Origin of the sequence: Halomonas sp. BMC6 (genome assembly GCF_964204995.1) — a bacterium.
GTDB lineage: Bacteria > Pseudomonadota > Gammaproteobacteria > Pseudomonadales > Halomonadaceae > Vreelandella.
Genome location: NZ_CAXNSH010000001.1, coordinates 1,915,598 through 1,937,555, shown reverse-complemented (window position 1 = coordinate 1,937,555; position 21,958 = coordinate 1,915,598). Strand labels below are relative to the sequence as shown.

General features: G+C 59.9%; 19 protein-coding genes and 5 tRNA genes. 15 read left to right on the top strand and 9 right to left on the bottom strand.

All coding sequences use genetic code 11. The features are described from left to right. Positions 1-168 precede the first annotated feature (168 nt). From AB6K10_RS09275 to AB6K10_RS09235, 9 genes are all read left to right on the top strand, one after another. Positions 169-1,962 (top strand): tetratricopeptide repeat protein, encoded by a 1,794-nt coding sequence (locus tag AB6K10_RS09275; RefSeq protein WP_339118515.1) that lies wholly within the window; start codon positions 169-171, stop codon positions 1,960-1,962. 75 nt (positions 1,963-2,037) lie between these two features. Beyond that, the gene (gene lolB / locus AB6K10_RS09270; RefSeq protein ID WP_253017229.1) at positions 2,038-2,682 is read left to right on the top strand and encodes a lipoprotein insertase outer membrane protein LolB; all 645 of its coding nucleotides are present in this window, start codon (positions 2,038-2,040) and stop codon (positions 2,680-2,682) included. A gap of 59 nt (positions 2,683-2,741) precedes the next feature. After that, positions 2,742-3,602 (top strand): 4-(cytidine 5'-diphospho)-2-C-methyl-D-erythritol kinase, encoded by an 861-nt coding sequence (ispE, locus tag AB6K10_RS09265; protein WP_339118514.1) that lies wholly within the window; start codon positions 2,742-2,744, stop codon positions 3,600-3,602. A 30-nt stretch (positions 3,603-3,632) separates the two neighbouring features. Then, positions 3,633-3,707: transfer RNA gene (locus AB6K10_RS09260), tRNA-Gln, on the top strand. 59 nt (positions 3,708-3,766) lie between these two features. Next, positions 3,767-4,708: a ribose-phosphate pyrophosphokinase gene (locus tag AB6K10_RS09255; protein ID WP_026001771.1), complete on the top strand. Its 942-nt coding sequence runs from the start codon at positions 3,767-3,769 to the stop codon at positions 4,706-4,708. 96 nt (positions 4,709-4,804) lie between these two features. After that, positions 4,805-5,446, top strand: a complete 642-nt coding sequence (locus tag AB6K10_RS09250) for a 50S ribosomal protein L25/general stress protein Ctc (protein WP_339118513.1) — start codon at positions 4,805-4,807, stop codon at positions 5,444-5,446. 198 nt (positions 5,447-5,644) lie between these two features. Beyond that, positions 5,645-6,226, top strand: a complete 582-nt coding sequence (gene pth / locus AB6K10_RS09245; protein ID WP_159341651.1) for an aminoacyl-tRNA hydrolase — start codon at positions 5,645-5,647, stop codon at positions 6,224-6,226. 104 nt (positions 6,227-6,330) lie between these two features. Continuing rightward, positions 6,331-7,422 (top strand): redox-regulated ATPase YchF, encoded by a 1,092-nt coding sequence (gene ychF, locus AB6K10_RS09240; RefSeq protein ID WP_159341650.1) that lies wholly within the window; start codon positions 6,331-6,333, stop codon positions 7,420-7,422. 64 nt (positions 7,423-7,486) lie between these two features. After that, a tRNA-Met gene (locus AB6K10_RS09235) sits at positions 7,487-7,563 on the top strand. 78 nt (positions 7,564-7,641) lie between these two features. On the opposite strand, the gene AB6K10_RS09230 is transcribed toward AB6K10_RS09235, so the two are convergent. Continuing rightward, entirely contained in the window at positions 7,642-8,946 is a 1,305-nt protein-coding gene (locus AB6K10_RS09230; protein ID WP_339118512.1) for a M18 family aminopeptidase, read from the bottom strand. Positions 8,947-9,084: 138 nt separating this feature from the next. On the opposite strand from AB6K10_RS09230, the gene AB6K10_RS09225 reads away from it, so the two are divergent. Continuing rightward, positions 9,085-11,178, top strand: a complete 2,094-nt coding sequence (locus tag AB6K10_RS09225) for a carboxy terminal-processing peptidase (RefSeq protein ID WP_159341648.1) — start codon at positions 9,085-9,087, stop codon at positions 11,176-11,178. Positions 11,179-11,262: 84 nt separating this feature from the next. Here AB6K10_RS09225 and AB6K10_RS09220 read toward each other — a convergent pair whose 3' ends face one another. The 4 genes from AB6K10_RS09220 to AB6K10_RS09205 form a co-directional block, all read right to left on the bottom strand. Then, entirely contained in the window at positions 11,263-11,625 is a 363-nt protein-coding gene (locus tag AB6K10_RS09220; RefSeq protein WP_339118511.1) for a metalloregulator ArsR/SmtB family transcription factor, read from the bottom strand. Between the two features lie 160 nt (positions 11,626-11,785). Then, a tRNA-Asn gene (locus tag AB6K10_RS09215) sits at positions 11,786-11,861 on the bottom strand. Positions 11,862-11,893: 32 nt separating this feature from the next. After that, positions 11,894-11,969: transfer RNA gene (locus AB6K10_RS09210), tRNA-Asn, on the bottom strand. Positions 11,970-12,057: 88 nt separating this feature from the next. Then, a tRNA-Asn gene (locus AB6K10_RS09205) sits at positions 12,058-12,133 on the bottom strand. Positions 12,134-12,320: 187 nt separating this feature from the next. Between AB6K10_RS09205 and miaB the strand changes: the two genes are divergently transcribed. From miaB to lnt, 5 genes are all read left to right on the top strand, one after another. Continuing rightward, positions 12,321-13,664, top strand: a complete 1,344-nt coding sequence (gene miaB / locus AB6K10_RS09200) for a tRNA (N6-isopentenyl adenosine(37)-C2)-methylthiotransferase MiaB (RefSeq protein ID WP_159341646.1) — start codon at positions 12,321-12,323, stop codon at positions 13,662-13,664. An 86-nt stretch (positions 13,665-13,750) separates the two neighbouring features. Further along, positions 13,751-14,848 carry a PhoH family protein gene (locus tag AB6K10_RS09195; protein ID WP_159341645.1) on the top strand — a complete coding sequence of 366 codons (1,098 nt, stop codon included), beginning with the start codon at positions 13,751-13,753 and terminating at the stop codon, positions 14,846-14,848. Further along, complete coding sequence (ybeY, locus tag AB6K10_RS09190) at positions 14,845-15,306, top strand: rRNA maturation RNase YbeY (RefSeq protein ID WP_339118510.1); 462 nt, start codon at positions 14,845-14,847, stop codon at positions 15,304-15,306. Before AB6K10_RS09195 ends, ybeY begins: the two co-directional genes overlap by 4 nt. Positions 15,307-15,429: 123 nt before the next feature. Continuing rightward, a complete protein-coding gene (locus AB6K10_RS09185) occupies positions 15,430-16,314 on the top strand; it encodes an HlyC/CorC family transporter (RefSeq protein ID WP_159341643.1) in 885 nt (294 codons plus the stop codon). Between the two features lie 46 nt (positions 16,315-16,360). Continuing rightward, positions 16,361-17,818, top strand: a complete 1,458-nt coding sequence (gene lnt, locus AB6K10_RS09180; protein ID WP_285262590.1) for an apolipoprotein N-acyltransferase — start codon at positions 16,361-16,363, stop codon at positions 17,816-17,818. Between the two features lie 88 nt (positions 17,819-17,906). Here lnt and phaC read toward each other — a convergent pair whose 3' ends face one another. From phaC to aroC, 4 genes are all read right to left on the bottom strand, one after another. Further along, a complete protein-coding gene (phaC, locus tag AB6K10_RS09175; protein WP_159341641.1) occupies positions 17,907-19,760 on the bottom strand; it encodes a class I poly(R)-hydroxyalkanoic acid synthase in 1,854 nt (617 codons plus the stop codon). Between the two features lie 105 nt (positions 19,761-19,865). Beyond that, on the bottom strand, positions 19,866-20,276 hold the full coding sequence (locus tag AB6K10_RS09170; RefSeq protein WP_159341640.1) for a phasin family protein: 411 nt from the start codon (positions 20,274-20,276) through the stop codon (positions 19,866-19,868). 157 nt (positions 20,277-20,433) lie between these two features. After that, complete coding sequence (locus tag AB6K10_RS09165) at positions 20,434-20,805, bottom strand: hypothetical protein (protein WP_159341639.1); 372 nt, start codon at positions 20,803-20,805, stop codon at positions 20,434-20,436. Between the two features lie 60 nt (positions 20,806-20,865). Next, positions 20,866-21,957 (bottom strand): chorismate synthase, encoded by a 1,092-nt coding sequence (gene aroC / locus AB6K10_RS09160; protein ID WP_188638118.1) that lies wholly within the window; start codon positions 21,955-21,957, stop codon positions 20,866-20,868. Position 21,958: the final 1 nt, after the last annotated feature.

Genomic DNA, 21,958 nt, shown 5'->3' with positions numbered 1-21,958 from the left:
CTTGCTGATACAAGTCTAAGAGAGCAGCCTATTGAGTGAATTGCGCTGACTCGGCTCTTTTTCAAGGTGGATCATTCTATCACAGCCGAGCATCTTCTGGCGCACACCACTTTGCCGCAGGCAGCCAAGCCGCTATGCTGAACACTCGGCCACTTGATCGAGATACGCATGCCCCATCGCGCAACACTTCTGGGTATTCCCCTTTCGTTTTCGGGTTTTCCACTGTTTCCCCTGGCCGCCACGCTGCTACTGAGCGGCTGCCAGCTCTCGCCTGCGCTGTTGGGTGACGACGAGCACGCTCGCGTCGAAGACCCCATGGCCTCGGCGCCGCCCGTCACGCGCGGGTTAGATGCCGCTGGGTTGAGCACCCTGCTGGCAGCGGAGCTGGCCGGGCAGCGCGGCGACTATCGCTATGCGGGGCAAGGCTATCTCGACGCCGCGCAGCGCTATCCCTCACCGGGGCTTGCCGAACGCGCTACCTTCGCCGCTCGGTTTGGCAACGACGCTGCGCTAATGGAAGCCTCGGCGCTGCGCTGGCGGGAACTCGACCCCCGCGCAGAAACGCCCAATCGCCTGCTGGCATCGCTGTCGCTGCAGCGGGGCGACTGGCTCGACAGCCTCGAGCAGCGGCTCGCCATTGCTGAAGCAGATGGCAACGGCGAGATTGCCACCTTCGCTGAAATTGCGGTGGCCGAAGAGGCACCGCTGCGGCTACTGGCACAGCAGCTACGCAGCTATCTGGCCCAGCCCGAAATATCTGAACGCGAGTTTCATAGCGACGTCCTGCTCGGCACGGCACTGATCGAAGCCGCCTTAGGCGAAACGCAAACGGCCCAGCGTTATTTAGATGAAGTAGAGCAGCAGGAGCCCGAGTCCGCCGCCCTGTGGCTGGCGAAAGCCCGCTTAGCGCTGGAAACCGGCGACCATCGCGGCGCCCAGCAAGCTGCCCAACAGGGCTTGAGCCTAGCCCCTGACGACGTACGCTTCATCCTGATGCTGGCGCAGGCGGAAATTCGCCTCAACAACATCGCTGCCGCCGAAGTGCAAACCAACGCGCTGCTCGATAGCCACGGCGGCAACCAGGATTTGCGTATCGCGCTGGCGCAGCTCTACTTAGAAGAGGGCCACAGCGAGCCTGCCTACCGGTTACTGCAACCGCTGATCGGTCAAGAGAACATCCCCAACGTCGCCTACTTTCTGATGGGCGCGATTGCGCAGTCGCAGGGTGAAGTGGACAACGCCCTTCTCTACTACCGCCAGGTACACGAGGGCGAAGAGTTCCTGCCCGCCCGGGCCGCTGCCGCCAACATGCTGATTGAAGACGACCGCCTTCTGGACGCCCGTGCGTTCTTGCGCATCGAGCGTATGCGCCACGACGCCTATTTCGGCGACTTGGTCCGCTTAGAAGTGCAGCTATTGGACGAACTCTCACTGCAAGAGGACGCCACGGCGCTGTTGGATCGCGAAATCACCCGCACGCCGGATGACACTAGCCTGCTCTACCTACGCGCCATGCGCGCCTGGGAGATGGGTGACTTGGCAGGCATGGAGCGGGACTTACGGCAAATTCTGCGCACCGAGCCCAACAACGCCGATGCGCTGAACGCGCTGGGCTACACCCTCGCTGACCTCAACCTCCCCGGCAGGCTGGAAGAGGCCCGCGACCTCATTGAGCGTGCCTACGAAGCCGACCCGGATAACCCGGCGGTGCTCGACAGCATGGGGTGGGTGTACTTCCGCCTCGGTCAGCCCGACGACGCGCTGGCATGGTTGGAAAGCGCCTACGCTCAGATGCCCGACCAAGAAATTGCCGCCCACTTGGCTGAGGTGCTGCACTCGCTGGGCCGTAGCGACGAAGCGCGGCAACTCATCGAGCGCGTTCTTCAGCGCGCGACGTATCATCCGCAAATAGACGACCTGCTCGAGCGCTATCCTGAACTTACCCCCTCGCGCACGCCCTAAGGCATACGTTTTGTGGGCGCGCGTCACCGCCGCCCGCGTTTCCTCTCTATCGACAGCACGGACATGGAGCCAGTTATGTTGACTTCTTTTTTGCACAGCACGCCGACCTCGCCACGCTACCGCTCTGCACGCCTATGGGTAGCTGCGCTGGCCATGGCCGCACTGGCGGGGTGTGCCAGCCAAGCGCCCGTCGATGAGAGTGGCCGTCAAGCCGGACAGTGGGAGCGCCAGCAGGCCGAGGTGGAAGCGTTCGATAGCTGGACGCTGGTCGGTAAAGCAGGTCTGCGCACGCCCCAGGAGAACACCAGCGCCAACCTGGACTGGAACCAAACGCCCTACTACTTCCGCATGCTGATCAGCGGCCCCTTCGGTGGCGGCCGCAGCGTTCTGGAAGGCCGTGAAGGACGTTTCTCACTGACCACCAGCGAAGGCCGTTTCGAAGCCGAAACCCCCGAAGCCTTGATGGAAGAGCAGCTTGGCTGGTCGTTACCGGTGCGCGCCATGCCCGACTGGGTGCGCGGCCTGCCCGGCGACCACGCCAGCTACCAGCTCGAAACCGACGAGCTGGGTTTCCCCAGCTTCTTGCAGCAGGACGGCTGGGACATCGATTACCGCGACTGGGAGCAGGCCGAAGGCATGTGGCTGCCGCGCCGCTTGGTGATGAACTACGGCGACGTGCGCATTACGCTGGTCGTCAACCAGTGGCAGGCGACGGAATAGGCTCCTCGGGCTGGCCCAGCGCCAGCCCTTTTTCATACGTTTAGCAGTAGAGAGACGGCATGTCCGCAATACTCCACACCCTTACCCTACCTGCTCCCGCCAAGCTGAACCGTATGCTGCATATCGTAGGGCGTCGCCCAGACGGCTACCATGAACTGCAGACGCTGTTTCAACTCATCGACCTGTGCGACTACCTGAGCATGACACTACGCCACGATGGCGTCATCGAACTCATGACGCCAATGGCAGGCGTCGCCCACGATGACAACCTGATCGTTCGGGCAGCCGCGTTATTGCAGCAGGCCAGCGGCACCCACCTAGGTGCGTCGATCACCATCGAGAAGCACCTGCCCATGGGCGGCGGTCTGGGTGGGGGCAGCTCCAACGCGGCCACCGTGCTCAAAGGACTCAACCAGCTCTGGCAGCTGGGGCTTAGCGATGCCTCCCTGGCAGAGCTGGGGCTAGCCTTGGGTGCCGACGTGCCGGTTTTCGTCCATGGCCGCAGCGCCTGGGCGGAAGGCATCGGCGAAAAGCTGACGCCCGTGACCCTCGACACTCCGTGGTTCGCGGTCATTCACCCCGGCATTAGCGTTTCCACCCCGGCCATCTTCCATGACTCGGAATTGACACGCGACAGCCTCCCCATTACTATGGCGCGCGCACTGCAGGGGGGAGTGGCCGAGTGGCGTAATGACTGCGAAGCTACCGTCAAAAAACGCTACCCGCATATCGCGGAAGCGCTTGACTGGCTCGCGCAGCATGCACCTAGTCGGCTGACGGGCACAGGCGCCTGTTTGTTTGCAGCATTCGATTCCAAAGAAGCTGCGCAAACGGTGGTTGAACAGGCTAATCAGCGCTGGCAAGCATGGGTCGCGCGCGGACTTAACACCTCTCCCCTACAAGATGCTCTGGGCTGCTGAAAGCGCCCGGTCATCGCATTAGGTTATTGCTGGGGTATCGCCAAGTGGTAAGGCACCGGTTTTTGGTATCGGCATTCCCAGGTTCGAATCCTGGTACCCCAGCCAATTCTAATGTTGATCTGCGTTTTCTCCCCTGATCCCCAACACTGCAAAGGTGGCTGCGCGTGTCAAAATTGATGGTTTTCACCGGGAATGCCAATCCCGAACTCGCTCAAAAGATTGCCGAGAGCTTAGACAGCCGTATGGGTAACGCAACGGTTGGTCAATTTAGCGACGGCGAAATCGCGGTCGAGATCAATGAGAACGTGCGTGGTAAGGATGTCTTCATCCTGCAATCCACCTGTGCCCCGACGAACGACAACCTGATGGAACTGATCCTGATGGTCGACGCTCTGCGTCGCGCCTCAGCGACCCGTATTACGGCAGTGGTTCCCTATTTTGGTTATGCCCGCCAGGACCGTCGTGTACGCTCCGCCCGTGTTCCCATCTCTGCCAAAGTCGTGGCGGACATGATGGTGAAAGCAGGCGTTGACCGCGTCATGACCATGGACCTGCACGCTGACCAAATCCAAGGTTTCTTCGACGTACCGGTTGATAACGTGTACGGCTCACCGATCCTGCTGGACGACATCGAGCGTCAAAACTACGACGATCTCGTGGTTGTTTCCCCCGATGTTGGTGGCGTCGTGCGTGCCCGCGCCATCGCCAAGCAGCTCAACGCTGATCTGGCCATCATCGACAAGCGTCGCCCCCAGGCGAACCAAGCCCAGGTGATGCACATCATCGGTGAAATCGAAGGCCGCACCTGCGTGGTCGTCGATGACATGATCGACACCGCCGGCACGCTGTGTAAAGCCGGTGAAGCTCTGAAAGACCACGGCGCTGCGCGCGTTGTTGCGTACGCCACGCATCCGATTTTGTCCGGCCCCGCGGTCGACAACATCACCAACTCTGTACTGGACGAGGTTGTCGTGACCGACACCATTCCGCTCGCCGACCATGCGCGTCGCAGCGGAAAAATTCGCCAGTTGAGCGTTGCTGGCCTGATTGCGGAAGCCATTCGCCGCGTCAGCAACGAGGAATCCGTCAGCGCGATGTTTCACTAACGCCTGACGTTATGAGCCCCCACTTGGGGCCCTGGAAACGTCGTCGTCTGGTCGCGGGCGGCGGCGTTTCCTTACTTAAACCAAGAGGCAAATTCCATGTCTGATTTTATCCTGCAAGCCAGCGTTCGTAACGACCTGGGGAAAGGTGCGAGCCGCCGCCTGCGTCGTGCGAACCAACAAGTACCGGCCGTTGTATACGGCGGTGAGAAAGGCGCTCAGTCGATCTCCGTAGAAAAAACTGCGTTCTACAAGGCGATCGAAGACGAGTCCTTCTTCTCCTCTGTCATCAAGCTGGTGATCGACGGTAAAGAAGAGCAAGTGGTTGTTCGTGACCTGCAGCGTCACCCGTTCAAGCCGCTGCTGACCCACGCTGACTTCCTGCGTGTTGACGCCACTCACGAAATCACCATGAACGTGCCGCTGCACGTGGTGAACGAAGAGAAGTGTGTCGGCATCAAAGACCAGGGCGGCGAACTGCACGTGCTGGCGAACGAAGTCGCCATCAGCTGCTTGCCGAAAGACCTCCCGGACTTCCTAGAAGTGGACATCAGCAAGGTCGAGCTGGGCACTACCCTGCACCTGTCTGACCTGACCCTGCCGGCCGGCGTCACGTCTGTTGACCTGGCCCACGGTGAAGAGCACGACAACGCCATTCTGAGCATCACCAAAGTGAAAGTACGTGGCGATGACGAAGAAGAAGGCGAAGGTGAAGGCGACGCAGAAGGCAGCGCCGAGTAAGCCTTGCTAAAGGTGCTGACAGCCCACGCTGACCAGCGCTACCTGGGCCATGCTCGCATGGCCCAAGGATGTTAAAATCAAGCGCTTCGGCGCTTGATTTTTTTTTGCGGCACGGGGCTCGATAGCCTCAGTCAGCTGCCTGCGGAGGCAGCTCCGTCACACGTCGTCATATCTTCCAGAACCGTTGGAGGTGGGAAAATGAGCCAGGTAACGGCCATTATAGGACTGGGCAACCCAGGCGCTGAATACGACGCCACCCGACACAACGCGGGCTTTTGGCTAGTCGACGCCATTGCACGCAGCGCCCACACCGAACTGCGTCCTGAGAAAAAGTTTTTAGGGCTCTACGCCAAAGCCCGTGTGGGTGACCATGAGCTGCACTTGCTCAACCCCACCACGTTCATGAACCGTAGCGGTGCGGCGGTCGCAGCGCTTACCCAATTCTTCAAACTATCCCCGGAGAATCTGCTGGTCGCGCACGACGAGCTCGACCTTCCCCCGGGGCAGTCACGCTACAAAACCGGCGGCGGGCACGGCGGCCACAACGGGCTGCGCGATATTATCAGCGCCCTGGGCAACCAGAAGCAGTTTCACCGCGTGCGCATTGGCATTGGCCATCCCGGCGAGGCGAAGCAGGTGGTCAATTACGTGCTGGGCCGCCCCGGCAAGGCCGAGCAAGAAGCCATCGAGCGCTCGCTGGACGAGTGCCTGGCCACGCTGCCGCTCGCGCTTTCCGGTGACTGGGCTAAAGCCATGAACCGCCTACATAGCGTAAAATAGCAGCACGCTGTCGGACTCTATTACCACGCGTTACGAACGCACTCTTTTCACACCGGGCAGGTGCACGAACGGTTGCGCCGCCCTAGCGGTCAGGAAGTTATTTTATGGGCTTTAACTGCGGTATCGTCGGCCTACCCAACGTAGGCAAATCCACGCTCTTCAATGCGTTGACCAAATCTGGCATTGATGCGGAGAACTTTCCGTTCTGCACCATCGAACCCAACGTCGGTATCGTACCGATGCCCGACCCGCGACTGGACAAGCTGGCGGCCATCGTAAAGCCCGAAAAAGTGCTGCCCACCACCATGGAGTTCGTGGACATCGCGGGCCTCGTAGCGGGCGCCTCCAAGGGGGAAGGCCTGGGTAACAAGTTCCTGGCCAATATTCGTGAAACCCAAGCGATTGCCCACGTGGTGCGCTGTTTCGATAACGACAACGTCATCCACGTCGCCAACCAGGTCGACCCCCGCGCCGATATCGAGACCATCAACCTGGAACTTGCCCTGGCCGACTTGGACACCGTCGAGAAAGCCAGCCAGCGCCTGGTGCGCGTGGTGAAAGGTGGCGACAAAGACGCCATTGCCACCAAAGCCGTGCTGGACAAGATCCAACCGCATCTGGCCGAAGGCCAGCCGCTGCGCAGCTTTGGGCTAGACGAGGACGAGAAGCGCCAAGTGAAAAGCTTCGGCTTCTTGACCCTCAAGCCCACCATGTACATTGCCAACGTCAATGAAGATGGTTTCGAGAACAACCCCTACCTGGACATCGTCAAAGAGATCGCCGCCGAAGAAGGCGCGGTCGTCGTGCCGGTGTGCAACCAGCTAGAAGCCGAAATTGCCGAGCTCGAAGACGAAGAGCGCAGCATGTTCCTGGCCGAAATGGGTATGGAAGAGCCAGGACTCGACCGCGTGATTCGTGCGGGCTACGCCTTGCTGGGCCTGCAAACCTACTTCACCGCCGGTGTGAAAGAAGTCCGCGCCTGGACCGTGAAACAGGGCGCCAGCGCGCCGGAAGCCGCCGGTGTGATTCACACCGATTTCCAGAAGGGCTTCATTCGCGCCGAAGTCATCGCCTATGACGATTACGTCGCGCTGGGCGGTGAGCAAGGCGCCAAAGACAACGGCAAATGGCGCTTGGAAGGCAAAGAGTACATCGTCAAAGATGGCGACGTGATCCACTTCCGCTTTAACGTATAAGCTAGAAAAGAAATAAATGCTTGACGGGCGGCGTCTCCCTGAGTAATATTCGCCCCCGTTGAACGGCTACGTAGCTCAGCTGGTTAGAGCACATCACTCATAATGATGGGGTCCCCTGTTCAAATCAGGGCGTAGCCACCAACACCGAATTACGCTAGCAATAGCAAGGCCCGCTGACTCAGTCAGCGGGCCTTTTTCGTTTCTAACCGGGCGGTTGAATCAGGAGAGCGTTGGGCGATTCAGGAACACCGTCAGCGCCCGCGTCAGGTAATCCACATCTCGCGTGCCGGACGTTTCACGAATCGAGTGCATCGCCCACTGGGGCAATCCTACGTCGATGGTCGGCACGCCCACTTCCGTAGCGGTAATCGGCCCAATCGTGCTGCCGCAGCCCATATCTGCCCGGGTGACGAATGACTGCACCGGCACATCCGCTTCGCGGCACACATCCCGGAACAGCGCGCCGGTGACACTATTGGTGGCGTAGCGCTGGCTCGCGTTCACCTTGATCACCGGGCCACCGTTGATGGCCGGGCCGTGGCGCTCATCGTGCTTGTCGCGGAAGTTCGGGTGCAGCGCGTGGGCATTATCGCAGGAGATCATCAGCGACGACTGGATCAGCTGAATCAGCGACTCCTCACTGCCGCCACCGACCTGGGCGTTCAAGCGCTTTAGCACATCGCCCAGGAACGGCCCCTGTGCGCCGCAGGCGCTGGCACTGCCCACCTCTTCATGGTCGTTCGCCACCAGCAGCGCTCCTTGGCTGCCATCGCACTCCAGCAGCGCCTCTAGGGCAACGAAGCACGACAGCAGGTTATCCAGCCGTGCGCTGGCCAGCAGCTCTTTGCGCAGCCCAACCAGTGACGGCGGCTGAACGTCGTAAAAGCCCAGCTCGAAATCCACCACCTCGACCGCACGCAGGCCGTGCTGCTCTTCCAGCCACTGCCCCAATAGCTCGTGCAATTTGGCGGTATCGCTCTGCATCAGCACCGGTGCCATTTGCGTTTGCGGATTGATCGAGCGCCCCCCGTTCACGTCGCGGTCCATGTGGATCGCGAGGCTCGGAATCATCGCGATGGGGCGGTCTACGTTCAGCAGCACGCTTTCCAAACGGCCATCGGCATGGCGCACGTGTACACGCCCCGCCAAACCCAAATCGCGGTCGAACCAGGGGGCTAGCAGCACGCCGCCATATACCTGCACGCCCAACTGCAGCCAGCCGGCCGAGTACTGGGTCGCGTTGGGCTTCAGGCGCAGCCCTGGGCTATCGGTGTGAGCGCCCATCATACGCAGGTTAGTCAGTTTGCCAGCGGGTAACTGAAACGCGATCACCGACGAATCGTTACGCGTCACGTAGTAGCGCTTTCCTGGCGCGAGCTGCCAGTTCGCGGTCTCTTCCAGGCGCGTGAAGCCCGCCTGCTCCAAACGCTCAGTCATGCTCTGGGTGGCATGCCATGGCGTAGGCGACTGCTGCAAAAAATCGCACAGCCGCGTTAAACGTTCCGCGTTGAAAGCCTCGGACATGGAATTCCTCATAACAGTAATGATTGAGTCTCACAGGGGAAATGACCTGCTACAATGCTCCCTCGGCCTACGCAACTCATAGGCTAACTGCGGGTCTAGGGAAGAATGAGTGTACACAAATCCGGGAGAGCTTGACTGATGAGCTTGTTTGCAACGCTTTCGCGCTCGGTCGCCCTTGCCGTGATGCTGGTGATCACCAGCCCGGCAGCGCTGGCGCAACTCGCGCCGACCGACGAACAACGCCAAGCGGCAGTGGAAATTGCGGATTCACTCCGCTACGGCCACTATGCTGATATTACTTTCAACGAGCAGTGGTCGCAGGAAGCTTTCCAACGCTATCTGGATATTCTGGATGGTCAGCGCGCCTACCTACTGAACCGAGACATCGAACCCTATCGCCACCTTGAGAACGACATGGCCGACGTGCTGTTCGATGGCGACCTGGACGACGCTTTCGCCCTTTACAACCGCCTGAGCGAGCGTCACACCGCCCGCCTGGAGTGGCTGCTCGCCGAATTGGACGAAGGATTATCGCTGGAGTTCAACAGCGACGAGCGCCTGGAAGTGGATCGTGAAGACGCTCCCTGGGCCACCCGCGACAGCGAGCTGGACGAGCTATGGCGCAAACGGTTGAAAAACGACGCCCTGACCCTCGCTCTTACCGACCAGGACGCGGAGCAGATCGAAGACAACCTGCGCCAGCGCTACGAAGGTCAGCTCTCGCGATTACGCCAAGCGGAATCGGAAGATGTGTTTGGCCTGCTGATGGCCGCTATCTCCGGCACCATCGACCCACACACCGGCTACCTCTCCCCTCGTCAAGGCGAATCCTTCGATATTCAGATGAGCCTCTCGCTGGAAGGCATTGGCGCGCTGCTGCAAGCGGACGGTGAATACGTCAAAGTCTCCAGCCTCGTGCCCGGCGGCCCCGCTGAGCGCGCAGGCGTGCTGGAACCGGCCGACCGCATCATCGCCGTCGGCCAGGAAGAGGGCGAGATGGTCAACGTCGTCGGCATGCGCCTGGATAACGTCGTCGATCTGATTCGCGGCCCCAAAGGCTCCGTGGTACGCCTGGACGTAGTGCCTGCCCAAGCCGTGGACATGACCCGCTCGCAAATCGTCGAGATCACCCGCGACACGGTCAGCCTGGAAGATCAGGCGGCTGACAGCGAAGTGATCGAAGTGATGCGCGACGGCGAGCCACATCGCATCGGCGTCATCAACGTGCCCACCTTCTACGTCGATTTCGACGCCTGGCAAGCCGGTGAAGAAGAGTATCGCAGCACCACCCGCGACGTGGCCCGCGAAATCGAGAACCTCAAACAAGCGGGTGTGGAAGGTATCGTGCTCGATCTGCGCAATAACGGCGGCGGCGCACTGCAAGAGGCCAACTCGCTGATCGGCCTGTTTATCGATCGTGGCCCCACCGTGCAGGTACGCGACGCCCAGGGCCGCATTCAGCTCTACGGCGACACCGAAGCAGGCACCGTGTACGACGGCCCACTCACCGTGCTGGTAAACCGCCTCTCGGCCTCTGCCTCGGAAATCTTCGCCGGTGCCATTCAAGACTATGGCCGCGGCATCGTGGTGGGCGCCTCGACCTTTGGTAAGGGTACCGTTCAAACCCTGAACGAGCTGAGCCACGGCGAGATCAAACTGACCCGCGCCAAGTTCTACCGCATTTCAGGTGACAGCACCCAGAATCGCGGTGTCGAACCGGACATCACCTTCCCTAGCCTGATCGACCCCGAGCGCATTGGCGAAAGCAGCCTGGATAACGCCCTGGCGTGGGACAACGTGCAAAACGTACAGTACCGCCGTTACGGCGAGCCGGAACGCGTGTTGCCCGCGCTGATTGCTCGCCATGAAGAGCGCGCCAAAGAGAACCCCAACTTCCGCTACCTGGAGCGTCAGTCCACGCTGGCTCGCCAGCTGCGTGAACAGCACACCAGCGTCAGCCTGAACCGGGAACAGCGCCAACGCGAGCTAGAAGCCCAAGAAGCCGAACAGCTCTCACTGGAAAACCAGCGCCGCCGCGCCCTGGGGCTGCCTGAACTGGAAGAGTGGATGGACGCGCGTAGCGACGGCACCGCCGCCACGGAAGATGCCGAAGCTGAGAACGACAGCGACGACGAAGAGATGCCTGTGGACCGCGCCCACGTGCTCGAAGCCGCTGAAGTGCTGCTTGACTACGTTCACCTGCAAGAGAGCCAGCGCATGGCCAAGCGTTAACCCACGCTTACTCTGCGCTAGCAACAACAACGCCAGCCCGAGGGCTGGCGTTTTTTGTGGATGCTTGCTGGAACCGAAACGCTGCTAGCAGAGGGCAGCGCGCCGCGCCGGACGATCCCCCATACGCGCCAAGCGCTGCGTCAGCGCCTCAAGCTGCACCGCACTCCCCTGCGCACCTGAATCAATAATCGACTGCGCCCAGGCAGGCAGCTGCGGCGCTAAACGGTAGTAGACCCACTGCCCCTCCCGCTGATCCATCAGCAGGCCGCACTGGCGCAGCTGCGCCAAATGGCGCGACACTTTGGGCTGGGACTCCTTCAGCGCGTAGGTCATCTCACACACGCACAGCGACTGCTCCTGGGCAATCAACAGCACCAGCATCAGCCGCGTTTCATCGCTCAAACACTTAAAGACCTGCAGCGCCTGCAGGCTAGCCGCTTTCCCCACGACACCTTCCCACGCTATAAATTGAAGCAACTAGTTTACGCGAAGCGTGGACAAGCGTTAAGAAATGACTCGCCACAAACAGCCACGCACAAAAAATCACCCAAAATGCCAGTTGGCAGCGGGCGGGCACTCATTTAGATAGGAAAGATGGTAAGCTAGATGGCTCCCCGAGCAGGACTCGAACCTGCGACCCAATGATTAACAGTCATTTGCTCTACCAACTGAGCTATCGGGGAACAACAGAAAGATCTTTAGCAGAACAGCAGCTTGGCTCCTCGAGCAGGACTCGAACCTGCGACCCAATGATTAACAGTCATTTGCTCTACCAACTGAGCTATCGAGGAACATTGTTTGCTGTTGCGTTTGAAGCAGAGCCTATCACTTATCAGTATTCACTTAAAATGTTCTAAGCAATTGTGCTGACAAGTGTTTTGGCTCCTCGAGCAGGACTCGAACCTGCGACCCAATGATTAACAGTCATTTGCTCTACCAACTGAGCTATCGAGGAACTGCTCAAACACGGTGCGTAGTATACTGATTGAATCGCGCGGGTCAAGTATCGATTATGGGGGAATGCTAGCCCCTGGTTTGCTGTGTCCGTATAATGCAGCCATTCGACGGCAGCGCTGCCGCTGTCTCACCGTTATTTCATTCATCCCTCGTCCCCTTTGACGACCCATAGATGACAGGTACCGATGGCGAAGAAGCTCTTCATCAAAACGCACGGCTGCCAAATGAACGAGTACGACTCCTCGCGTATGGCGGACCTACTCGGCGAATCTCACCAGTTGGAGCTCACCGATAACGAGAAGGAGGCCGATGTCATCCTTCTCAACACCTGCTCCATTCGTGAAAAGGCGCAGGATAAGGTGTACCACCAGCTAGGCCGCTGGAAAAAGCTGAAAGACGCCAATCCCGATCTGGTAATTGGTGTGGGTGGCTGCGTGGCCAGCCAGGAGGGTGAGGCGCTGCGCAAACGCGCCCCTTACGTGGACATGATTTTTGGCCCGCAAACGCTGCACCGCGTGCCGAAAATGCTCGACGCCCGCAACAACAACCAAATTGCGGCGGTGGACGTCACCTTTCCGGAAATCGAGAAGTTCGACCACTTGCCCCAGCCCAAGTCCGATGGCGCGACGGCCTTCGTCTCGGTCATGGAAGGCTGCTCTAAGTATTGTACGTTCTGCGTGGTGCCCTACACCCGTGGCGAAGAGGTCTCGCGCCCCTTCGAGGCGGTGATGGATGAAGTCATCCACCTGGCCGACCAGGGCGTGCGAGAGATCAACCTGCTGGGCCAGAACGTGAACGCCTACCGTGGCGAGAACGACGACGGCGACGAGATCGACCTGGCCGAGCTGATTGCCTGCGTAGCCGCCGTCGATGGCATTGACCGTATTCGCTTCACCACCTCGCATCCGGTGGAGTTCACCGACAGCCTCGTGGACGCCTTTGCCGAGATACCGGAGCTGGTCAGCCACCTGCACCTGCCGGTGCAATCAGGTTCTGACCGCATCCTTAGCGCCATGAAGCGCGGGCACACGGCAGAAGAGTACATCGAGAAGATGGAGCGTATACGCGCGAACCGTCCGGATATCAGCTTCTCCTCCGACTTCATCATCGGCTTCCCCGGTGAAACGGAAGAAGATTTCGAAGCGACGATGGATCTGATTCATCGCATCGGCTTCGACCACTCGTTCAGCTTCGTTTACTCGGCGCGCCCCGGCACCCCGGCGTCTGGCTTGGCCGACGACACGCCGGAAAGCGTGAAGAAGCAGCGCCTCGCCATCCTGCAGGAGCGCATTCTGCAGCAGGCGGCGCAAATCAGTCGCCGTATGGTGGGTACCACGCAGCGCATTCTAGTGACCGGGTTTTCACCGAAAGACCCCGGTCAGCTCTCTGGGCGCACCGAAAACAACCGCGTAGTGAACTTCCGCGCGGCCAACCCGACCGAGCTGATCGGCTATTTCGTCGATGTCGAGATCACCGAAGCGCTGCCCAACTCGCTGCGTGGAGAGCTTGCCTCCGGCGAGCGTTATTAATCGCTCGCGTATCCTAGGTAATTGCCCCGGCCCCGCCGGGGCAGTAAGCTGAGACTCACACACATCAACTAACGGGTTTCTTACTCTTGAGCCAGCCATCACCTCAGGCCAATCGCATTATCACCCTAAGCCTTGAACCCAATGACCCGCAGCGTCTCGCAAGTCTCTGCGGCCAACAGGACGAGCATCTAAAGCTGATTGAGAGCCGCCTGGACGTGACGTTGCGCAACCGTGGCAACGTTTTTCAGCTGGCCGGTGCCGCGAACCGTATCAAAGCGGCCGCCAACGTGCTGGAACACCTCTACCGTGAAACCGCCGCCGATGAACTCTCGGCGGATACCGTGCACCTGTTCCTGCAAGAATCCGGCCTGGAAGCGCTGGAGGAGGAAGAGGATGGCGAAGGCGGTAGCGATGAAGTGATCATGCGCACACCGCGCACCATGATCAAACCGCGCGGCTTGAACCAGCAGCGCTACGTGCAGAGCATCCGCGAACACGACATCAACTTCGGCATCGGGCCAGCGGGTACCGGTAAAACGTACCTTGCCGTGGCGGCTGCCGTGGAAGCGCTCAACCAGCAAGAGGTGCGCCGCATTCTGCTGGTACGCCCAGCGGTGGAAGCCGGTGAGAAACTGGGCTTCCTGCCGGGCGACTTGGCGCAAAAAATCGACCCGTACCTGCGCCCGCTGTATGACGCGCTGTACGAAATGATCGGCTTCGAGCAGGTGGCGAAACTGATCGAGCGTCAGGTGATCGAGATTGCCCCGCTGGCCTACATGCGTGGCCGTACGCTGAACAACTCCTACATCATTCTGGATGAAAGCCAGAACACCACGCCGGAGCAGATGAAAATGTTCCTGACGCGAATTGGTTTTGGTTCCACCGCCGTGATCACCGGCGATATTACCCAGGTCGACCTGCCCCGCGGGCAGCGTTCGGGGCTGTCGCAGGTGCTGGACGTCCTCAAAGACACCCCCGGCATCGGCGTGACCCACTTTGCCGCTAAGGACGTGGTGCGTCATCCGCTGGTGCAGCGCATCATCGAAGCCTACGACGAGTTCGAGTCTCAGCAGGAAGTGGCCGAGCGCGCCCGGCGTGAAGCTCGCCAGCAGGAGCGCGAAGCGCGTATGCAGGCCATGGAACGCAACAGCTATAGCGACCGCTCGGGAGAGAACGACCGATGAGCGATATCGTGATCGACCGGCAGGCGGCCATCGACGAGCCGCGACTGCCGTCGCTCGAACAGCTCACCCATTGGGTGAGCTGTGTCTTTTCTCGCCATTCGGATGACGAACGCCAAGAGCTGACCATCCGTTTCGTGGACGAAGAGGAAAGCCAGGCGCTGAATCGCGACTATCGCGGTAAAGACAAGCCCACCAACGTGCTCTCGTTTCCGTTCGAGAACCCACCCGGCATCACCCTGCCGCTGCTGGGCGATCTGATCATTTGCCACGCCGTGGTCGCCCGCGAAGCCGACGAACAGCAGAAACCGCTGGCCCACCACTATGCGCATATGGTCGTACACGGCACGCTGCACTTAATGGGCTACGATCATATCGACGACCAGGAAGCCGAGGAGATGGAGCAGCTAGAGCGCGAGCTGTTGGCGACTCTCGATATTCCTGATCCTTATCACGCGTAAGCCGACCCTCTAAATCAAGCGAACGTTTAGAGTGGTGTCAACGGCCACTCAGTGATAAAACGATGGCGTGTACGTACGATCATCCTGGTAACACCTTTTTTCGTAACTGAGAGATTTGACGCAATGAGCGAAGACCGATCGAGCAACCCCAATCAAAAATCATGGCTCGAGAAACTCTTTGGCGCCCTTTCCGGAGACAACGACGAACCCAGCTCGCGGGATGAGCTGATGACGTTTTTACGCCACACCGCAGGGAAACTGAAGCTGGATCAAGACGCCATCATGATTATTGAGGGGGCGCTCGATATCAGCGATCAGCAGGTGCGTGAAATCTTGATCCCACGCTCTCAGGTGTCGGCCATTACCCTCGACCAAACGCGGGACGACTACCTGCCGTTGATCCAAGAGACCGGCCACTCCCGCTACCCGGTAGTGGGCGAGAACCTGGACGACGTAAAAGGCATTCTGCTGGTCAAAGACCTGCTGCCGCTGCTGTCGCAATCGCAAGAGAGCCGCGACGCGTTCAAACTGGAAGACGTGCTGCGTCCGGCGATGTTCATTCCCGAATCCAAGCGCCTCAATACCCTGCTCAAAGAGTTCCGCGAAACCCATAACCACATGGCGATCGTGGTGGACGAGTACGGCGGCACGGCGGGTATCATCACCATCGAAGATATTCTCGAACAGATCGTCGGGGATATCGAAGACGAGCACGACACCGATGAAGAGGACGACATCCGCACGCTGGAGAACGGCCACTTCGCCATTCGCGCCCTCACGCCCATCGAAGACTTCAACGAACGCTTCGGCACCGAATTCTCCGATGACGAATTCGATACGGTGGGTGGGCTGGTGATGCAGCAGTTTGGTCACCTACCCGGTCGCGGCGAACACACGACGCTGGGCGGCTGGCGGTTCGTCATTCTGAACGCCGATAACCGCCGCATTCGCCTGCTCGAAGCCTACCGCGACAGCAACGCCGCTGACGACGAACCACAGGACGACTAGGCGGTCGTTCTCCCACTGCCTCTACCACCCTAGATAGGATATCGCCATGGGGTTTACACCCACGTTGACGCTACAGCTGCTCGCCGCCCTGGTGGCGGGCGGCTTCACCACGCTGACTGCTTCCCCTTTCGAACTCTGGTGGCTAGGCCCGGTGGCCATGGGTCTGTTGTACGTGGGCCTACACACGCTTACCCCGCGCCAGGCAGCGCTAAAAGGCTGGCTGTATGGCGTGGCGCTGTTTGCCAGCGGCACCTCATGGGTTTACGTCTCGATTCACGACTACGGCTATACCGGTGTGCCGCTCGCGGTCTTTTTAACCGCGCTGTTTGTGGGCGTACTGGCGCTGTTCTTCGCGGGCACGTTCTGGCTCTACCGGCGCTTTATCGGCCCCCGCTGGGCGCTGCTCACTTTCGCAGGCGCGTGGGTGCTGGGCGAAGTGCTGCGCACTTACTTGTTTACCGGCTTCCCCTGGCTGCTGGTGGGCTCTAGCTACGTGGACTCCCCGCTGGCTAGCTGGGCACCCGTTGGGGGCGTGTACTTACTCTCGCTGCTGGTGGTGCTTACCGGCACGCTAGGGGTGGAAGTGCTGCGCCGCCAGTGGTGGGCCGCGCTTCCGCTGGCAGCCATTTGGCTAGCCCCGCTTGCGCTACCCCACCAGTGGACGACACCGGTCAGCGAACCGACTCGCGTGGCGCTGCTGCAGGGGAATTTGCCGCAGCTGCTCAAGTGGACCCCCGAAGGCCAGCGCACCGCCGCCAATACCTACAGCGAGTTGACTCGCGACGTCGCAGACGAGGCAGATCTGATCTTGTGGCCGGAAACCGCGCTGCCCATGATCGATAGCCAGGCGCGGCCCGTGCTGGAACGAGTGCAGGCCAACCTGCCCGTCGACACCGCGCTGCTGACGGGCATCGTGCAGTTGGATGAGGACGACCGCTACTTCAACAGCGTGATTGGCGTTGGCAACGTGGAAGGCAGCTACCAAAAAGAGCACTTGGTGCCGTTTGGTGAGTACCTGCCGCTGGAGAGCCTGCTGCGCGGCGCAATCAACTTCTTCGACTTGCCCATGTCCAGCTTTACCAAGGGCGCTGCGGATCAAACGCCCATGCAAGCGGCCGGTGTCGCTATCGGTAACGCCATTTGCTACGAGATCATCTACCCTGAGCTGGTCGCCCAACGGGCGGCAGACAGCGGCGTGATCGTGACCGTTTCAAACGATACGTGGTTCGGGGCCTCCATTGGCCCGCACCAGCACCTGCAAATGGCGCGCCTGCGCGCCTTGGAGAACGGCCGCTACGTGGTACGTGCCACCAGCAACGGTATTACCGCGATCATCGACCCGCGTGGCAACGTGGTGGACCGCGCGCCGCAGTTCGAGACCACCTACCTCACCGGCGAGTTTTACGCCATGGAGGGGCTCACGCCGTTCACCCGACTGGGCAGCCTGCCCGTTTGGTTGCTGGCGGGGTTACTGCTGCTGCCGGGGTTCGTGCGTCGGCGCTAATGCCCATAGCCCAGCGGCCATAAAAAAGCCCCCAGCCACGTTCGTGGCCGGGGGCTTCGTGTTAGGCGGCTTCGTTAAAACGCGCCGGCTAAGTACTGCTGGGGATTTCTCCTAACACTTCCGGAATGGTCATGCGCACGTAGCGGCCCGGTGCGGGTTCGATCACTTTTAACTCCCCCTCCCCCGGCTGGCGGGCGGGCACCATCTTTTTCGGGTCGGCATCCGCATAGCCGTTCTCCGTCACCCACGCTTGCCAGTGGGGCCACCAGGAGCCTTCGTGGAAGGTCGCGCCTTCCTGCCAGGCGTCGTGACTGTCGGGCAGCGTGTCGTTGGTCCAGTAGCCATACTTGTTCTTATGGGGCGGGTTCACGATACCGGCAATGTGTCCAGAACCGCCCAGCACGAAGGTCGTCGGGCCTTTGGGCAGCAGTGCACCGTAATACGTGCTGTTCCATTTGGCGATGTGGTCTTCTTTAGTGGAGACAAAGTAACTGGGGGCTGAGACTTTACGCAGGTCGATTTTAACCCCATCCAGCTCAATGCCACCGGGCTGTACCAAGCGGTTTTCAAGGTACATATGGCGCAGGTACCACGCATGGGTACCGGCCGTTAGGTTGGTGCCGTCGGTGTTCCAGTAGAGCAGATCGAAGGCCGCCGGAATCTCGCCCTTCAAGTAGTTATTGATATAAAACGACCAGAACAGGTCGTTTTCCCGCAGCAGGTTGAAGGTATAGGCCATGGAGCGGCCATCCAGATAGCCCTTCATCTGCATGGTTTGTTCGATACCCTGCACCACGCGCTCGTTCAGGAACACGCCGATATCGCCCGGATCGCGGAAATCCTGCAGCGTGGCCATGTACGTGACCGACTTCACCTTGCGGCCACGGCGGGTGCTGGTGAGGTAGGCCACGGTAGAGGCCGTCAGCGTGCCGCCCACGCAGTAGCTCAGCAGGTTGACCGACTTCTCACCACAGGCATGCTCGATGGCCTCCATGGCACTGATCGGGCCCATCTGCATATAGTCGGCCCAGGTAATGTCGCGCTGCTCGGGACCTGGGTTACGCCAGGAGATCAGAAAGACCGTGTGACCTTGATCGACCATCCACTTCACCAGCGAGTTATCTTCCCGCAGATCGAGGATGTAGTACTTGTTGATCCAGGGCGGCACGATCAACAGCGGCGTTTTGAACGTTTTTTCGGTGGTCGGCGTGTACTGAATGAGCTGAATCAGCTCGTTTTCATACACCACGGCGCCAGGCGTTACCGCGATATTCTCGCCCACGCCAAAGGCGCTGCGGTCGGTCATGCGCACGTTGATGCCCTCTGCCGAGTTGGCGAGGTCTTCCCGCAGCCGGGTCAGGCCATCGACGAGATTCTGGCCTTTGGTTTCTAGGGTGCGGCGCATCACTTCCGGGTTGGTGGAGACAAAGTTGGTGGGTGACATCGCATTCACCAACTGCCGGGCATAGAACGTCAGGTTGCGCTTATGTACGGGGTCTAACCCGTCGAGGTCGTTAATCAGCTCGTCGACCATCTGCGAAAACAGCAGGTATTGCTGCATGATCGCCATGTAGTAGGGGTCGGTGGTCCAGGCGTCGTCCTTGAAGCGGCGGTCATGTTTGGGCGGCGTCACCAGCGGAGCCACCTGTTCACCGGCCATGGCGCGCACGCCCTGCTGCCATAGCAGCCACTGGTCTTGCAGCAGCCGCGACTGGGTCTGCCACAGCAGATTCGGGTTGCTCATCAGCGAACGGGCGGCGGCTTCGAAGCTCTCGCGCATATCGCTGTAGACGGAGTCGGCGGCTTCGCTGGGCGCCATGCGCGTCAGCAAGTCTCCCAAGAGCGCTTTGTACTGCTCACCAATGTCGTCGAGCTGCTCTTTCCATGCCTCCATCTCTTCTTGCGAATAGTGTTGAGACGGCATTTTCCACCCTGACTGCATACCACTTCCCCCTCACCTGCTGGGCGGCGTCCGCCCTGGCAACGCACTAAAGAACACGACAAAAGAAGGCGGCGCCTTATGGGCGCCGCACGACTCTTTCAACGATTAGCTCTTGCGAGACGACTGACTGGACGCCTTGGCAGGCTGCTCGCCTTTGGCGGCCGCGCTGGCTTGTTCGCTCATTTTTTGTCCGGCTTCGCTAAACAGCTTTTCCATTTCGGATTTGAACTGCAGGCTCATTTCGCTCATCACCCGCGCGTCCTCCTGCATTTGCTGGGAAAGCTCGTTCATCATTTCCGCTTGTTTGGTACCAAAATCGCGCAGGCTTTCGGCGTCGCTGATCTCTGTGGCGCTGCGGATGCGCTCGGTGCCCATTTGGCTGTAGCGTTTCATCGCTTCCAGCTGGTATTGGGTCATTTTTTCCATGTTGTTGAGCATTAGCGAGTTCATCTTACGCATCGGCTCGAACATTTGGCGGGTTTGGGCGTTAAAGGCGTCCATCATTTTATCTTGCATTGTGGTTGCTCCTGTCTCTCGTTCCTTGGCATGAGCCTGGAGTGGCTCATCACATCGCAAATTGTTGCACCGCAAAAAAGAGTAATACGTGGCATGCTGCTTTGCAACATGCCACTAACTCCCACTGCAGGGCCCCTTTTGATAGCGCCTGACTCGCCTACCCTTTGGCTCGAGAGCGCGACGACGCCGTGGCTTTCGCCTTGGTGGTCTTCTCACTGGCCGCCGACGAGGGTTCGCTATCTGCTTGGCTGGCACCGCCACTATGGGCACTACCGGCCTGACGCAGCATATCCAGCATCATCTGCTGATAGGTGCCAAAGTTAGCAAGCCCCTGTGAAAGTCCTTGCTGCATCATGGGTTGCTGCAGGAAAGGACGCATCAAGCTCATGGGGTCGTAACCTTCTACCCCTGATTCCATCTGCCGTTGGATGTTGTCCAGCAGGCTCTGCTGGAACGCTTCCACATCGGGCAGCCCCAGCGACTGCCGAAATTCATCCGGCGTCAGGTCAAACTCAACGTTAATTTTCATAGGGCACTCCTTAACCGTCTTCTTTGAGTGTAGCAGCGAACCACTCAGCGTACCTTGGCGTTATTGCTGGCCTAAACGCGGTGTATCAACGCTGACATCAGCGTTTTGGCCCCGGTGGCGCAGCCAGTGGTCGAGCAGCGTAATCGCCATCATGGCCTCGGCAATCGGCGTTGCCCGAATGCCCACACAGGGGTCGTGACGCCCTTTGGTGATCACCTCGACCGGCTCGCCGTGCACATCGATGGAACGCCCTGGCGTGGTAATACTGGAGGTCGGCTTCAGCGCTAGGCGTGCGACGATGGGCTGGCCGCTGGAGATACCGCCCAGTACGCCGCCCGCATGGTTGGAAAGAAAGCCTTCCGGCGTCATCTCATCGCGGTGTTCGCTGCCGCGCTGGGCAATGCAGCCAAAGCCCGCGCCAATCTCGATCCCTTTTACCGCATTGATACTCATCAAACCGTGCGCTAGGTCAGCATCCAGACGGTCGAAGACCGGCTCGCCCAGGCCTACGGGCACGCCATCGGCAATCACGGTAATTTCCGCGCCCACGGAGTCTTGGTCCCGGCGCAGCTGGTCCATGTAGCTTTCTAGCTCGGCGACTTTATCGGGGTCGGGGCAGAAGAAGGCGTTCTGATCGACGGCTTCCCAGGTTTTGAAGTCGATCTTGATCGGGCCGAGCTGGCTCATGTAGCCGCGAATTTGAATGCCCTGTGCCGCCAGCACCTTTTTGGCAATGGCACCTGCCGCCACGCGCATGGCGGTCTCACGGGCGCTGGAGCGGCCGCCACCCCGGTAGTCCCGGTGACCATACTTGTGATGGTAGGTGTAGTCCGCGTGGGCGGGGCGGAACTGGTCTTTGATCTTGGAGTAATCTTTGGAGCGCTGGTCGGTGTTTTCGATTAGCAGGCCAATCGAGGTGCCGGTGGTCTTGCCTTCGAACACGCCGGACAGAATACGCACCTGATCCGGCTCTTTGCGCTGGGTGGTGTGGCGCGAGCTGCCGGGGCGGCGGCGATCCAAATCGCCCTGCAGATCCTCTTCGCTAATCGCAATGCCCGGAGGGCAGCCATCGACAATGGCCCCTAACGCGGGGCCGTGGCTTTCGCCAAAGGTGGTGACGGTAAACAGTTTGCCAAACGTATTGCCAGACATG